This is a genomic window from Candidatus Methylomirabilota bacterium (assembly GCA_028870115.1).
Classification (GTDB): domain Bacteria; phylum Methylomirabilota; class Methylomirabilia; order Methylomirabilales; family Methylomirabilaceae; genus Methylomirabilis.
On the sequence record JAGWQH010000076.1, the window covers coordinates 16,341 to 28,237 of the forward strand.

The 11,897-nt window shown below is 53.6% G+C and carries 23 protein-coding genes and 1 pseudogene; 20 read left to right on the forward strand and 4 right to left on the reverse strand.

Annotated elements, in window-relative coordinates:
• Positions 1-9: 9 nt before the first annotated feature.
• Positions 10-270 (forward strand): DUF2442 domain-containing protein, encoded by a 261-nt coding sequence (locus KGL31_08540; protein MDE2321945.1) that lies wholly within the window; start codon positions 10-12, stop codon positions 268-270.
• Positions 271-354: 84 nt separating this feature from the next.
• On the opposite strand, the gene KGL31_08545 is transcribed toward KGL31_08540, so the two are convergent.
• Together KGL31_08545 and KGL31_08550 are read right to left on the reverse strand one after the other, a co-directional pair.
• The gene (locus KGL31_08545; protein MDE2321946.1) at positions 355-684 is read right to left on the reverse strand and encodes a DUF5615 family PIN-like protein; all 330 of its coding nucleotides are present in this window, start codon (positions 682-684) and stop codon (positions 355-357) included.
• A gap of 140 nt (positions 685-824) precedes the next feature.
• Positions 825-1,067: a DUF433 domain-containing protein gene (locus tag KGL31_08550; GenBank protein ID MDE2321947.1), complete on the reverse strand. Its 243-nt coding sequence runs from the start codon at positions 1,065-1,067 to the stop codon at positions 825-827.
• A gap of 344 nt (positions 1,068-1,411) precedes the next feature.
• Between KGL31_08550 and KGL31_08555 the strand changes: the two genes are divergently transcribed.
• The 8 genes from KGL31_08555 to KGL31_08590 all read left to right on the forward strand — a co-directional run bounded on the left by KGL31_08555 (position 1,412) and on the right by KGL31_08590 (position 5,694).
• Positions 1,412-2,254 (forward strand): NAD(P)-dependent oxidoreductase, encoded by an 843-nt coding sequence (locus tag KGL31_08555; GenBank protein MDE2321948.1) that lies wholly within the window; start codon positions 1,412-1,414, stop codon positions 2,252-2,254.
• Positions 2,251-3,327, forward strand: coding sequence for a class I SAM-dependent methyltransferase (locus tag KGL31_08560; GenBank protein ID MDE2321949.1), 1,077 nt, complete (start codon positions 2,251-2,253; stop codon positions 3,325-3,327). Before KGL31_08555 ends, KGL31_08560 begins: the two co-directional genes overlap by 4 nt.
• Positions 3,314-4,033, forward strand: coding sequence for a cephalosporin hydroxylase family protein (locus tag KGL31_08565; GenBank protein MDE2321950.1), 720 nt, complete (start codon positions 3,314-3,316; stop codon positions 4,031-4,033). The genes KGL31_08560 and KGL31_08565 overlap by 14 nt, the downstream gene beginning before the upstream one ends.
• A 68-nt stretch (positions 4,034-4,101) precedes the next feature.
• A complete protein-coding gene (locus KGL31_08570; GenBank protein ID MDE2321951.1) occupies positions 4,102-4,350 on the forward strand; it encodes a DUF4258 domain-containing protein in 249 nt (82 codons plus the stop codon).
• A 13-nt stretch (positions 4,351-4,363) separates the two neighbouring features.
• The gene (locus KGL31_08575) at positions 4,364-4,594 is read left to right on the forward strand and encodes a DUF2283 domain-containing protein (protein MDE2321952.1); all 231 of its coding nucleotides are present in this window, start codon (positions 4,364-4,366) and stop codon (positions 4,592-4,594) included.
• Positions 4,595-4,797: 203 nt separating this feature from the next.
• Complete coding sequence (locus KGL31_08580; protein ID MDE2321953.1) at positions 4,798-4,983, forward strand: hypothetical protein; 186 nt, start codon at positions 4,798-4,800, stop codon at positions 4,981-4,983.
• A gap of 15 nt (positions 4,984-4,998) precedes the next feature.
• On the forward strand, positions 4,999-5,223 hold the full coding sequence (locus tag KGL31_08585; protein MDE2321954.1) for a DUF2283 domain-containing protein: 225 nt from the start codon (positions 4,999-5,001) through the stop codon (positions 5,221-5,223).
• Positions 5,224-5,334: 111 nt separating this feature from the next.
• Entirely contained in the window at positions 5,335-5,694 is a 360-nt protein-coding gene (locus KGL31_08590) for a nucleotidyltransferase domain-containing protein (protein MDE2321955.1), read from the forward strand.
• Here the strand turns inward: KGL31_08590 and KGL31_08595 are convergent.
• Both KGL31_08595 and KGL31_08600 read right to left on the reverse strand, forming a co-directional pair.
• Positions 5,654-6,064 (reverse strand): putative toxin-antitoxin system toxin component, PIN family, encoded by a 411-nt coding sequence (locus KGL31_08595; protein MDE2321956.1) that lies wholly within the window; start codon positions 6,062-6,064, stop codon positions 5,654-5,656. The two genes, KGL31_08590 and KGL31_08595, sit on opposite strands and share 41 nt — an antisense overlap.
• A gap of 12 nt (positions 6,065-6,076) precedes the next feature.
• Complete coding sequence (locus tag KGL31_08600) at positions 6,077-6,313, reverse strand: ribbon-helix-helix protein, CopG family (protein ID MDE2321957.1); 237 nt, start codon at positions 6,311-6,313, stop codon at positions 6,077-6,079.
• A gap of 338 nt (positions 6,314-6,651) precedes the next feature.
• Here KGL31_08600 and KGL31_08605 point away from each other — a divergent pair, with 338 nt between their 5' ends.
• From KGL31_08605 to KGL31_08655, 11 genes and pseudogenes are all read left to right on the forward strand, one after another.
• Positions 6,652-6,897 (forward strand): type II toxin-antitoxin system HicB family antitoxin, encoded by a 246-nt coding sequence (locus KGL31_08605; protein MDE2321958.1) that lies wholly within the window; start codon positions 6,652-6,654, stop codon positions 6,895-6,897.
• A 9-nt stretch (positions 6,898-6,906) separates the two neighbouring features.
• On the forward strand, positions 6,907-7,125 hold the full coding sequence (locus KGL31_08610; protein MDE2321959.1) for a type II toxin-antitoxin system HicA family toxin: 219 nt from the start codon (positions 6,907-6,909) through the stop codon (positions 7,123-7,125).
• Between the two features lie 329 nt (positions 7,126-7,454).
• Positions 7,455-7,685, forward strand: a complete 231-nt coding sequence (locus tag KGL31_08615) for a DUF1902 domain-containing protein (protein ID MDE2321960.1) — start codon at positions 7,455-7,457, stop codon at positions 7,683-7,685.
• A 3-nt stretch (positions 7,686-7,688) separates the two neighbouring features.
• Complete coding sequence (locus KGL31_08620; protein MDE2321961.1) at positions 7,689-7,913, forward strand: type II toxin-antitoxin system HicA family toxin; 225 nt, start codon at positions 7,689-7,691, stop codon at positions 7,911-7,913.
• 537 nt (positions 7,914-8,450) lie between these two features.
• Entirely contained in the window at positions 8,451-8,642 is a 192-nt protein-coding gene (locus KGL31_08625) for a hypothetical protein (protein MDE2321962.1), read from the forward strand.
• 351 nt (positions 8,643-8,993) lie between these two features.
• The gene (locus KGL31_08630) at positions 8,994-9,410 is read left to right on the forward strand and encodes a hypothetical protein (GenBank protein ID MDE2321963.1); all 417 of its coding nucleotides are present in this window, start codon (positions 8,994-8,996) and stop codon (positions 9,408-9,410) included.
• The gene (locus KGL31_08635) at positions 9,400-9,810 is read left to right on the forward strand and encodes a hypothetical protein (GenBank protein ID MDE2321964.1); all 411 of its coding nucleotides are present in this window, start codon (positions 9,400-9,402) and stop codon (positions 9,808-9,810) included. The genes KGL31_08630 and KGL31_08635 overlap by 11 nt, the downstream gene beginning before the upstream one ends.
• 497 nt (positions 9,811-10,307) lie before the next feature.
• A complete protein-coding gene (locus KGL31_08640) occupies positions 10,308-10,688 on the forward strand; it encodes a DUF86 domain-containing protein (protein ID MDE2321965.1) in 381 nt (126 codons plus the stop codon).
• A gap of 336 nt (positions 10,689-11,024) precedes the next feature.
• Positions 11,025-11,291: a type II toxin-antitoxin system HicB family antitoxin gene (locus KGL31_08645; protein MDE2321966.1), complete on the forward strand. Its 267-nt coding sequence runs from the start codon at positions 11,025-11,027 to the stop codon at positions 11,289-11,291.
• Positions 11,292-11,294: 3 nt separating this feature from the next.
• Entirely contained in the window at positions 11,295-11,537 is a 243-nt protein-coding gene (locus tag KGL31_08650) for a type II toxin-antitoxin system HicA family toxin (GenBank protein MDE2321967.1), read from the forward strand.
• 115 nt (positions 11,538-11,652) lie between these two features.
• Positions 11,653-11,742 (forward strand): annotated as a pseudogene (locus KGL31_08655) (glucose-1-phosphate cytidylyltransferase).
• Positions 11,743-11,897: the final 155 nt, after the last annotated feature.

The following is an 11,897-nucleotide window of genomic DNA, read 5'->3' on the forward strand; positions in this document are numbered from 1 at the left end:
CGGCCACAGATGCCGTGGCGCGTGGTCGATGCGCGGCCGCTTGACGGCTTCCGCTTGCACGTCCGCTTCGTCGATGACCTGGAAGGTGAAGTAGATATGTCCGCGCTGGTGCGTTCGCCTACCGCTGGCGTCTTCTCTCGGCTTGCCGATCCTTCCCTGTTCGCACAGGTCTTTGTGGAGCATGGTGTTGTGATGTGGCCCGGTGAACTCGACCTGGCGCCGGATGCCATGCATGCCGAGATCAAGAAAGAAGGCAAATGGGTCCTATAATCAATAGGTGCTAACTTAAGCATGCTGCCATCAAGTTTTCCTATTCGGAGTGAGATCGGCGGCTCAGAACAGTCGAGACAGAAGTCACGACTTTGAAGAGCCGGATGCAGCGGCTGGAAGCGCAGAGGAGATGAATGGGGGGGAATGAAACTGAAAGTGAGCTGGTGGGTACGAGAGTGTTGTCACGGCAGCTCGCTGGTAGGCCGGATGCGCACGCCGGCTTCTGTGGCGACGGTGAAATGACCTGCCAATCGATGGGCATGTTGCTGCAGGAGGCTCCACGACCCGCACGCGGGTAGCCGGGCTTTCGTCATGAAGGCGAAACAGTACCACACCCTGATGCGCCTGGCCGCTGCGAAAAACGAGGTCACTGAAATCCTTATCGTTCGTGACGAGAATTCGTCCTTCACTCACGGCGCGGACCAGGATTCCGCATCGTTGGCCTGAGGCATCGTTTCGGCCACGGCGAGGACATTGTGACCGACGCTGCGCAGGTATGCAACAACTGCCGTACCGCTGGACTCGTCCACGATGAAGTCCACGGTGGCTGCCGGCTAGGTTGGAAGAGCGAGAGGAAAAACCGCTTCGTCGGCCAGCACCTGGGCGGCATAAGCCAGGGCTGCGTGAATGTCATCGGCCTGCAAGCGCGGGTACTCCTGCAGGATGTCACGCTCGGGGATACCCTGTGCCAGCATCCGCACGATGAGTTCGACGGGGATGCGGGTTCCCCGAATGACCGGCTTACCGGCCATGACCTCGGGGTCAAAGCTGATCCGTTCTAAAAGCGGTTTATCCATGAGCTTCTCCTGGCTTCAGGGGCAAGAAGGTCAAAGGATGCTAATTGAAGGATATTGGACGGCTGGACGCTTGTCAAGCATCGCGTCATCCCTCACGCCCGCATGCCTCACGCCTTACGACATTTCAACATGTGAGGGATTGCGGGCAGCGCGAGATTTGACGGGCGCAATGCTTTCGAAGACTCGGAGTATTGGCAGGAAGCGAGAAGCCTTGTCCGGACGGTCTATGCGGCAACGCGGGATGGGGCCGTTAATCTGAAAGCAGGGATCATGGAGCAGCTTGCCTACATAAGAGAGTGGGGCTGGCAGTTTGTGACCGCAGTTACAGAATTGAAAATTGCGTCATGAAAGTGGCAGTGACCGGCGCATCCGGCTTCATAGGGCGGCATGTTCTTGTTGAACTAGAAAGCCGGTCGGTGATGGCAACGATAGTTCTCAGGCCCTCATCGTCTGCGTTGCCGTCGTTTGCCAAGCATACCGCCACTCGGATGGACTTGCAGAATCCGCTCCCAAGCGCATTTGAGTTGATGGGCGCCCCGGATGTTCTGATTCACCTCGCGTGGGGTGGATTGCCGAATTATAAGTCGCTGCACCACTTCGAGCAGGAACTTCCCGCACAATACCGTTTCCTTAAAGGATTAGTGGAATCTGGTCTCAAGAACCTTGTTGTGACCGGAACCTGCTTTGAATATGGGATGCAGTCCGGACCTTTGCGCGAAGAGATGGAGACGCGACCGACGAACCCGTATGGGTTTGCCAAAGATACGCTGCGTCGCCAGCTCGAGTATCTCAAGCCTGATCAACCGTTCACGCTGACTTGGGCTCGCCTCTTCTACGTGTATGGCGATGGACAGGCGGAGAATTCCCTGCTGCCGCAGCTCAAAGGGGCGGTCGAGCGCGGGGATAAGGTATTCAACATGTCGGGGGGCGAGCAGTTGCGCGACTACCTGCCCGTTACTGAAGTCGCGAAATCTCTCGTTTCGCTCGCCATGGGGAATAGAGACAACGGGATTGTGAATATCTGTTCCGGGAAACCGATGTCCGTGCGCAAGCTGGTAGAAGGCTGGATCGAGGAGAACGGTTGGTCGATAAAGCTCAATCTTGGACACTACCCTTATTCGGACTACGAACCGATGGCCTTCTGGGGTGACCGGCGACGATTGGATCGCTGCCTGGAATCACAATGAAGCGCTATCGTGAAATCTATCGAGCGGGGCAGTTGCCGGTTTTTCAAAACCGGATGTTTCATTCTGAGCAAGAGGCCAGGAACTGCATCAAGGGCGATGTCGTACTGGTTCAGAGCCTGGAAACGGGGCTGATCTTCAATCAGGCATTCAGGCCTGAACTGATGCAATACGACGCCGACTATCAGAATGAACAGGCTGTCAGCACCGTTTTTCAGACGCACCTCAAGGATGTTTCTGAGATCATCACAAAACACTTTTCAGGTCACTCTCTCATTGAGGTAGGCTGTGGTAAAGGGTATTTCCTTGAGCAACTTCAGGCGCTGGGTTTCGACATAACCGGTTTCGATCCTACATACGAGGGCTCAAACCTGCGCGTTATCAAGGAATACTTCAGTCCAGCGGTTGGATTGCAGGCTGAGGGCATCATCCTCAGGCATGTACTAGAGCATGTGCAAGACCCCGTAGGATTTCTCTCGAATATCCGTGAGTCCAACGGTGGGGCTGGTAAGATTTACATTGAAGTTCCTTGTTTCGATTGGATTTGCAAGCATCGAGCCTGGTTCGACATCTTCTATGAGCATGTGAATTATTTCAGGCTTCGTGATTTTGATCGAATGTTCGGGAGGGTCTTGGAGTCTGGTCACACTTTCGGTGGCCAGTATCTTTATGTGGTTGCTGATTTGGCGACAATCACAATGCCAACATATGACCAGTCAGACTGTTTTGAGTTTCCCGAGGATCTCCTTGACGCGATCAGCCGACATGCGAACAGGGTGAAAGCACAGACCATGCGAGACTCCGCTGTCTGGGGCGGCGCGTCCAAAGGCGTCATCTTCACGTTGTTCATGGAGCGCGCTGGAGCCAAGATCGATATTGTTATCGACATAAACCATGCGAAGCAGGACAAGTATCTGGCAGCGACCGGGCTTCAGGTCAGATCACCTGCGGAGGCCATGCGCATGCTGACTCATGGCGCCGATGTATTTGTGATGAACAGCAACTACCTGAACGAAATTCAAGAACTCACAGCGCATCAATTCAATTATCTATCGGTGGAGCATGAAGACGTTTAAAGAAGAAGTAACCGATAGGATTAACGATAACGGGCAAAACGTGGAGTTAATCGAGGCCGCCCACGCTTTCACCAAGGCTTCGATCACGTCGAAGTACTCTTACAACTTCTCGTGGCTCGGCCGACCCATCATCCAGTACCCCCAAGACATGATCGCCACACAGGAGATCATCTGGGAGGTAAAACCAGACATCATCATCGAGACCGGCATCGCCCACGGCGGTTCTCTCATCTATTACGCATCGCTCCTGGAACTGATCGGTCACGGTGATGTAATGGGTATCGACATCGACATCCGCGCCCACAACCGCGCGGCGATAGAAGCTCACCCGATGTTCAAGCGCATCAGCCTGCTTGAGGGCTCCAGTATCGCCCCGGATATTGTCGAGCAAGTGAGGGATGTGGCAGAAGGTAAACGCACCCTCGTGGTGCTCGATTCGAACCACACCCATGACCACGTCCTGGCAGAATTGGTGGCCTATGCGCCGCTGGTATCGGTCGGCAGCTACTGCGTGGTGATGGACACCGTGGTGGAGGACATGCCGGAGGACTTCTTTCCCGATCGCCCATGGGGCAAGGGTAACAATCCCAAGACGGCAGTGTGGGAGTTCCTGAAGACCCACCCCGAGTTCGAGATTGATAAGAGCATTGAGCACAAACTGCTCATCACCGTCGCCCCCGACGGCTACCTGCGTCGCGTGAAATAGATGTTCCATCGTGATCCCAATACGAGGGGTGCAGGTGGTGTCAATAGGTTGCTGGAGCGAATAAACTCATGAAGGTGAGGTTGCACCCCCATGCTGTAGAGCGACTGCGAGAGAGGGGAACGACGGAGGAAGAAGTCAAGAGAGCCGTGGAACACGGTGAACGCTTTGCGGCAAAGTATGGCCGAACGGGATTCCGACGAAACTTCCTGTATGGTGGCATGTGGAATGATAAGATGTACTCAACAAAGCAAGTGGAAGCTTACGCCGTGGAGGAAGACGGATGGCTCGTCCTTACGGTCATTGTCAGATTCTTCTGAGATCGGAGGAGACATGAAGCTAAGCTATGATCCGAAGCACAACATCGCGTACCTGAGAATTCATGAGAAGGTCGGACAAGTTACAACGATCAAGATTAGTGATGAAATGAACGTCGATATCGCTCCAGATGGAACAGTCTATGGAATTGAGTTCCTGAATGCCAATGATCAACTGACCGAAGATCAGGGTACTATCGTCGTCGAGTTGGAGGGCAAGAGGCACGAGATCAAGCTGGTGGCATGAAGTTCGTCGAGTCATCACCGTCGCGCCAGACGGCTACCTACGGCGGGTGAAATAGCTGATACGTGGCCTTGGTGTTATCCGCGTGATAAAGATTGCTGACATGACGATACGGTTGGTAGGATCAAATTTAGCACTTTCCCACATGATCTGAAGGATCCGGCGTGGCAAGAGTGATACGATATGATCGCCATGCAACCAGGCGGATGAAATGGCGAAACATCTCCGAAAGGGAAGTTGAGACGATCCTTGCAAACCCTGATAAGCTTGAACAAACGGAGCGTGGGCGCATCAATGCCTTCAAACAGGTCGGCGCTCGATATCTCAAAGTTACGTATAAAGAGTACTCGAACGAACTTCTCATTATCAGCGCCGTGGATAAGAGCGACTAAAACCGGAGGCTGGGCATGAAAATAGAATACAGTAAGTCGGCGGATGCCCTCTATGTGTACTTCAAACAGGCTGAGGTGGCGAAGAGCAAAGAGTTGGAAGAGGGTGTGGTGCTCGATCTTGATGCCGATGGCCATCTGATCGGGATCGAAATTCTGGATGCGAGCATTCGTATCGGCCTTCGAGACCTGGTTAACGTTAGCATTGAGAACCTTCCCCTGGAAATGGTCGGCCAAGGTTAAGGAGTTAGCTTTGTACGGCGAGCGGTATAAAGAAGACCTGCAAGAATTGGCTCAGATGGTGGGAAAGGAGACGACAAGAGAATACCTTGATTTTGCGCGGGAGAAAGTCCGATGGCTTGTTCGACAGATGACGCCCTGAAGATCGCGAAGGCATTTTTGGTTCTGGCAGCACAGCAGCATGAAATCGTGCGCGCATACCTGTTCGGCTCGTATGTCGACGGGCGTCAGAAAGGCTACAGCGATATTGATCTCGCGGTCGTCTTAGGAGGCCCGTCAGCCTCTCCTGCGCGCTATCTCCAAGAGGCGCGTGAGATCTTTCACGAAGCGCAAGAGTACAACCCTCTGCTGGAGGTGATCTGCTTCCGGGTGGAAGAGTTTGAAGAGAACGGCGCATCCATCATCGGGCTGATCAAGAAAGAAGGGATTCGGATCAACGAATCTCTAACAGTTCAAGGAACTGAGCTGGAGTGACAATCGCGATGTCACAGTACGAACCTAGGGGCAGTAGGTGCTCCTTGTCTCCAGTGACCAGGAACTCGGCTTGAGCAACACACGCACATTCGAGGATTCGGTTGTCATCGTCCTTGGCTGTGATCACGGTGATCCGTTCTGCGGGTGTTACAAGATGGGCCATGGTGCGGATAGCACGGACCAGAGCGTCAACGTCCTGTCTGGTGAAGCGGAACTTCTCCAATAGAACACGGTCGAGCTCGGACAGGATAACAGGGGAGATAAAAAGGTCGATCTGCCCTCGGCGGATGCGAGAAAGGATTTGGTCTGGCTTGCTTCCCGGAAAGGCAAGGGCGGAGATCAGGACATTGGTGTCAAGGACGATTCGCATAGAGGAGGAAGATCATTTGCGGACGGCATGGACGAGTCGATCCACATCCTCCTCTGTCCTGATCCCGAGAGCCTGAGCGTGCAGGGCGGTCTTCTGCTGGAGTGTCCGCCACCGCCGTTCCGCGATGTACAGGCGCAAGGCCTCCCGGACCAGCTCACTCTTAGTTCGGTGTTCTTCCCTGGCCGTACGCTCGGCCTCTGTCACAAGCTTGGGTGGGAGCGAGATGGTCCAAGTCTTGGTGGTCCGCATGGCGTCACCTCCTATTAGGAATCTTACTCAGTAAGATAGAACCGTATCACATCCCCGTCAAGGGAATATGAAGGATTAACCAATAAACTCAATCGACCCAATAAACGCCGCCCGCAATCGACGCGGTAGACTCGTCGATTCAACCACTCCGTAGACCCAACAGACCAGATCAACCAGACCAACCAAATACGCCGGCGCAATCATAGAGGTGAGGTTTCACCCCCGTGATCCCGATACCAGACGCCCGCATGAGCGATGGCTCGACCGCACTAACTTGCCTTGACTCGGTAAGACACTTCAAGGTGAGAGTGTTATAATGTCCGCAAGGGAGGCAATCCATGCTGGCTGAGTATCTTGACAAAGCCATGGAACAAGCGGTGTACGAGATTATTGAGGGCGAAGGGACCTACTGGGGGGAGATTCCTGGCCTTCAAGGGGTGTGGGCGCGGCACACAACGCTGGAAGGCTGTCGCCGGGAACTGCGTGAATCGCTCAGTGACTGGATCGCGTTGCGTCTGCGTCTCAACCTCCAGATTCCGATCGTGGCGGGCATCGATCTAAATCAACTCAGCCAACCTGTCTGACTCTTACCTGTGACCCGATTTGCTCCGGTCTCCTGGCGGGAGCTTGTGCAACGCTTTCGGGAGCTGGGTTTTGATGGTCCGTATGGAGGCGGGCGTCACCCTCAGATGCGCCGGGGCGATGTGACACTGATCATTCCTAATCCCCATGAGGGTGATGTCAGCGTTGGTCTCTTGAAACGCCTCCTGCGACAAGCAGGTGTCTCCCGCGAAGAATGGCTGGGAGAGTGATGTCAGACTTCCAATTCACACAACCGCTGCAATAGACTCGTCGAATGAAACCTCCCCGCAGCTTGCCACGGGGTATCGCCTTCTGTTCTGGCCCGTCATTCCGCCTGCCTGTGCGTTTCCGCACGCAGACAGGCGCCCGCCCCAAACCGATGGTCGAAATCGGCGGCCGACCGATCCGTGGCATATCTTGAAGCATGGACCGTTACTGCTGAAATTCTGGAACAGCAGGCCGAGTACCGACGCCGTGGGAGGATTCAGCATTCCCATTTCTGCGTTGAAAATGGTATAGTCCGCATGGAAGAGGGAGATAGTACGCAAGGAGGCAAACAATGGAAAGGGTTGTGAGAATCCATATTGAGAAGCTGCCAGAGGGTGTGTACCTCGCCACCTCCGGCAGCGTACAAGGTCTGGTCGCACAAGGGCGAACGGTTGCAGAAACGTTGGAAATCGCCAGGGATGTTGCTCGAAGGTTACTGGAAGCCCAGGCCGAGCGTAAGGAGGTGAGTTCGCTTCCGCCAGCCGAAGAGGTTGTGGAATTCCCCTTGGTCGTCAATATCTAAGTCATGGGACGGTTGGCCGGGTTCCGATATCGTGAGGTCATCAAGCGACTGAAAAGACTTGGGTTTACATTCGATCGTCATGCTGCCGGCAGTCATGAGATCTACTATAACGCGACAACACACCGCTATACGACGGTTCCCAATCACCCAGGGGACATACCGGAAGGAACACTGCACGCAATCCTGAAACAAGCTGGGATTGATCCTGAAGACTTTCTCCGCCCATGAAGTGTCCTGAAACTCCGATCTCTAACTATAAGCTATGGCGTCCTGATCTTCCAGGTGAGGCCGATTCCCGTTTCCCCCCGACCCAATCAACGCCGCACGCTGCACGCAACCAACGCCATCAACGCAACTAACGCAATGAACGCTGCACGCACAGGTTGCCCATGCTGGAACGTGAGCGGATTCTTACCAAAGTGGACGAACTGAACGGCTACGTGAGGGAGCTCCACCAAGTGGCGCCTGGCACCTTAGACATGTACTCCCGTTGGTCGCGTCAATCCATTATGCTTGACGACAGAGGTCTCATGCAGTGTGTCATTCCGGGCTTAACAAGCCTGCCCCGTACTTGATACGGGGGAATCCAGCGACGCGATGACGCTACAGACGCAACGAGGTGCCCAGGATGGAGGTGACAGAGAACTTGAAAAAGCAATCGGCGATAGCATCGAACAACGCGGCGACTGTCGGTGGCACGATGCGACGCGTCACCGAGTCAAGGGTGAGGTGAAATACATGAGTATTGCAACGGTGAACAAACTAATCGAGGAATTCAACTTTTTGCCGCTTGATAATAAGGAATATGCAACAGAAGTGATAAAGAAACAGTTGATAGAGGCGAAAAGAGAGGCTATTGCCAGAAGGGCGAAAACGGCAATGGCCAGTTTCAGAAAAAAGAAGATAACAAAGCATGGAACTGTAAAAGAATTATATAAGGATCTGGAAAGTGATTAAGGTATCCTGGGACCAAGGGTTCAAAAGGATTTATCGAACTGATCGATATTGGTGGACACGACGAAGTTTATTGATTCCGTGAAAATAGAACCGTCCTCTTTAACCTTCGAGAAAAGGGTGGCATCCTCTTTATTCCCCGACGCAACTGACGCTATGGACGGTCTCGACGCATGACGCCATATGGATGCCTATCTGCCACCCCTGCACGCCCTCGGCACTCCCAGCGACCAGACCCTTGTCATCGGTGGCATCTTGGCGCTGCGAACGCAATCAACGCTATGGACGCCATGAGCGCTGCACGCCATAGACGCAACGAACGCTGTAGACCTTGCGATAAACTCATAGGTAGCCATGAGGGAGAAAAAATGGCATAGTGAAGGTATTGCTGACATCGCAAGAGATGTTCGGATGGGCATACGCTCAGGGCTCGACTCTTTTTGCGGAAAGGCGGAGGTTCAGAAAGAGATGCGGAAAAAACAAAAAATATCGACTGACGTTCTAAGGGCTTTAAATTATTCAAGTCCAGAGGAAGCGGCACTGGACATGATCTTCTTATCTGCCCGGTCGCGATACTCGGAGTTCAGTCAAGAAGTCAGACAATTTGAAGAGAAGTATCATATGGATCTTGAAACGGTCCAAAGGACAGTTGACGTACGGGTAAGGGGGGAGGATTTCGGACAGGAGGAGGATCTGATGGCGTGGAAGTTCGCCAAAGAGGCAGCCGAGTACTGGCGGCAAAAGATTGAGGAGTTGGAGCGTGCTGCTTGACCTGACGAAGCAGTATGCTGATATTGTTCAGGGTATTGAGGTTGAGAAATTTCGCATTGTTGGAGACAGCTACGAATTAAGGGCCACCTTCTTGCTCAAGGACGGGTCAAGGTTGTTCATAAAAGATTACCTTTTTCTGGATGGTACCAGGAAATACGCCTACCATTGGCAAGATAGGCCTGGGCGCCTGATCAACCGGTGGGACAATGTTCCCCATTGGAATGAGTTACAATCTTATCCACATCATCGGCATGTGGGGGCAGCAGACGTCGTTGAGTCCTCTGATGTGCGAACGATAGAGGATGCTCTGAAATACATTGCCAACTCTTTCAGACCAGGCAGCAGACGCCTATCCCAGTCCGCGCCGATCGGTACAGAAGAGGATCCGACTGAGCAGTGAGCCATGGGGAATCCTTCCAGGCTCTTATTGTAACAATGGCATCCGATCTTCCAGGTGCGATCGTATCGTGTTTCTGCCAGACCCAACCGATTCGTAGACCCCACCGACGCGACGACCAATCAGAACAACCAAATACGTCGGCGCAATCATAGAGGTGAGGTTTCACCCCCGTGATCCCGATACCAGACGCCCGCATGAGCGATGGTTCGACCGTGCCAACTACGACAAGGTCGGCGCTCTGGACACGGTCCCTCCTTTGGCCTATAGTGACTGCAGGCCCTTTCAACCATGGAGAGTCCTGTTGATCTCACTCTGACCACGATCCGATCCGTCTCAACCAAGGGTGACTCGATGTGGGAGGGTGATGAGACCGTGAAAGAGATAAAGACGAAAGGGATTGACGCTGTATTGAGAGTCTACCCGTTCATTGTGAGGAGGTACAGAGTAAGCTCGATCTGGTTCCGGAGAACCTGGAGAAGCTCGCGATCTTTGGAACCATGAGCTATGACGAGTTTGCATCTGATTTTCGCAATCTCGATTCAGCCCTACATCGTCTTCAGGCAGCCATCCAGGCCCTCGTGGATCTGGGGAGCTACGTCATCGCCTCGTTGGGATTACGCACCCCAAGCAGCAGCGCAGAAGCGATCGACATCCTGGTGGAGAATGGCCTTCTCCCCATAGACCACAGGGATCGGTTCGTGTCCATGATCCAGTTTCGAAACCGTATCGTCCATTTCGACAACGACATCGATCTCAAGATCCTTCACCACATCCTTCTGGAAGAGTTGGTCGACATTCGGGAACTGTATCATGCGTTCATTCGGTTCATCGAGGAACACCCGGATGAGTACAGGACGACATCCGTGGCTGCCCGCTGACCTACAACATGCGCCATGGACGCGACCATGCTGCACGAAGTTGACAGGGTGGTAATCAAGTGACAAAATCCGACGGGTCAGCGCGTGAGGCGCACACGCCTTTTCTGATGGGAAAGTGAAACGAGGAGGTGGCAAGATGAAGAACCGTTCTACGGCGAGGTTCCACCGCTCGCCGGGGTTTGGGCGACAGGTAAGACCCTGGAGGAATGCCGTCGCAAGCTCGCCGAGGCCATCGAGGACTGGGTACTGTTGAGCATTGCGAAAGGATTACCGATCCCCGACCGACACAATATGACTGAGTGATATAATTTGGGTATAGATATGGGAGGCAACAGGATGGTACACCGTATTGTGTTCCGCACGGAGTTCTTCAAGGAAGGGGATCTCTATGTTGGTCTTGCTCCAGAGCTAGATGTTTCTAGTTTTGGAGAAACCCTGGAAGAAGCAAAGCGATCCATTCAGTCAGCGGTGGAAGCCTTCGTCGATGAGTGCGAGGCAATGGGGACACTGAGGGAAGTCCTTGAAGAGGCAGGATTTAGTCAGAAGGGGGATATGTGGCTTCCCCGCCAACCCCTTGCCACTGAATTGCTCAGCATAAGCTAAGAGGTGTCGGCTCAACGGATCGTCCCGATTCCTTCCCAGCTCCTGGTGAGGGTTTTTGAGTTGGAAGGGTTTCGCATCAAGCGACAAAAGGGAGATCACTTGATCTTGACAAAGTCTGGAGTGAAGCGACCGGTAGTGATCAAGACCAGTCCACGGGAGGTCCCGGTGACCCATATTCTGACGAATCTGCGGACAGCGGGGATCAGTCGCGAACGGTATTTCGAGTTACTTGATCAGGTACAATGATCTGCTTGTTCTCTAATTCAGCGGCTCCAACAGACCGCCCAACCCAGACAAATCTAACCGACGCCATGGACGCCACACGCCATGAACGCAGTGACGCAATCAACGCGATAGACGCATGAAAGTTGTCATCCTCGCTGGTGGGCTCGGCACCCGCTTCAGTCAAGAGACCGATACCAGCCCCAAACCCATGGTCGAGATCGGCGGCTGTTTGACGTCACTGTCGTCCCTTTTCCGCCTCTCCGCCCCACCGATAGTAAATGAGGTGCTGGCGGTGGGGATACAGGCGTGATACGCTAAGAAATAATGTTCAGCGTCAAGGGACGAGTGACGAAGTCGTTAGGAGGGTAGAAACCATGGCAA

Bases quoted from the DNA above. Each gene is read 5' to 3' on its own strand.
- KGL31_08540 (MDE2321945.1), top strand. From the start codon at position 10: ATGCCGTGGCGCGTGGTCGATGCGCGGCCGCTTGACGGCTTCCGCTTG.
- KGL31_08550 (MDE2321947.1), bottom strand. From the start codon at position 1,067: ATGGATAAACCGCTTTTAGAACGGATCAGCTTTGACCCCGAGGTCATG.
- KGL31_08555 (MDE2321948.1), top strand. From the start codon at position 1,412: ATGAAAGTGGCAGTGACCGGCGCATCCGGCTTCATAGGGCGGCATGTT.
- KGL31_08560 (MDE2321949.1), top strand. From the start codon at position 2,251: ATGAAGCGCTATCGTGAAATCTATCGAGCGGGGCAGTTGCCGGTTTTT.
- KGL31_08565 (MDE2321950.1), top strand. From the start codon at position 3,314: ATGAAGACGTTTAAAGAAGAAGTAACCGATAGGATTAACGATAACGGG.
- KGL31_08570 (MDE2321951.1), top strand. From the start codon at position 4,102: ATGAAGGTGAGGTTGCACCCCCATGCTGTAGAGCGACTGCGAGAGAGG.
- KGL31_08575 (MDE2321952.1), top strand. From the start codon at position 4,364: ATGAAGCTAAGCTATGATCCGAAGCACAACATCGCGTACCTGAGAATT.
- KGL31_08580 (MDE2321953.1), top strand. From the start codon at position 4,798: ATGAAATGGCGAAACATCTCCGAAAGGGAAGTTGAGACGATCCTTGCA.
- KGL31_08585 (MDE2321954.1), top strand. From the start codon at position 4,999: ATGAAAATAGAATACAGTAAGTCGGCGGATGCCCTCTATGTGTACTTC.
- KGL31_08590 (MDE2321955.1), top strand. From the start codon at position 5,335: ATGGCTTGTTCGACAGATGACGCCCTGAAGATCGCGAAGGCATTTTTG.
- KGL31_08595 (MDE2321956.1), bottom strand. From the start codon at position 6,064: ATGCGAATCGTCCTTGACACCAATGTCCTGATCTCCGCCCTTGCCTTT.
- KGL31_08600 (MDE2321957.1), bottom strand. From the start codon at position 6,313: ATGCGGACCACCAAGACTTGGACCATCTCGCTCCCACCCAAGCTTGTG.
- KGL31_08605 (MDE2321958.1), top strand. From the start codon at position 6,652: ATGCTGGCTGAGTATCTTGACAAAGCCATGGAACAAGCGGTGTACGAG.
- KGL31_08615 (MDE2321960.1), top strand. From the start codon at position 7,455: ATGGAAAGGGTTGTGAGAATCCATATTGAGAAGCTGCCAGAGGGTGTG.
- KGL31_08620 (MDE2321961.1), top strand. From the start codon at position 7,689: ATGGGACGGTTGGCCGGGTTCCGATATCGTGAGGTCATCAAGCGACTG.
- KGL31_08630 (MDE2321963.1), top strand. From the start codon at position 8,994: ATGAGGGAGAAAAAATGGCATAGTGAAGGTATTGCTGACATCGCAAGA.
- KGL31_08640 (MDE2321965.1), top strand. From the start codon at position 10,308: ATGAGCTATGACGAGTTTGCATCTGATTTTCGCAATCTCGATTCAGCC.
- KGL31_08645 (MDE2321966.1), top strand. From the start codon at position 11,025: ATGGTACACCGTATTGTGTTCCGCACGGAGTTCTTCAAGGAAGGGGAT.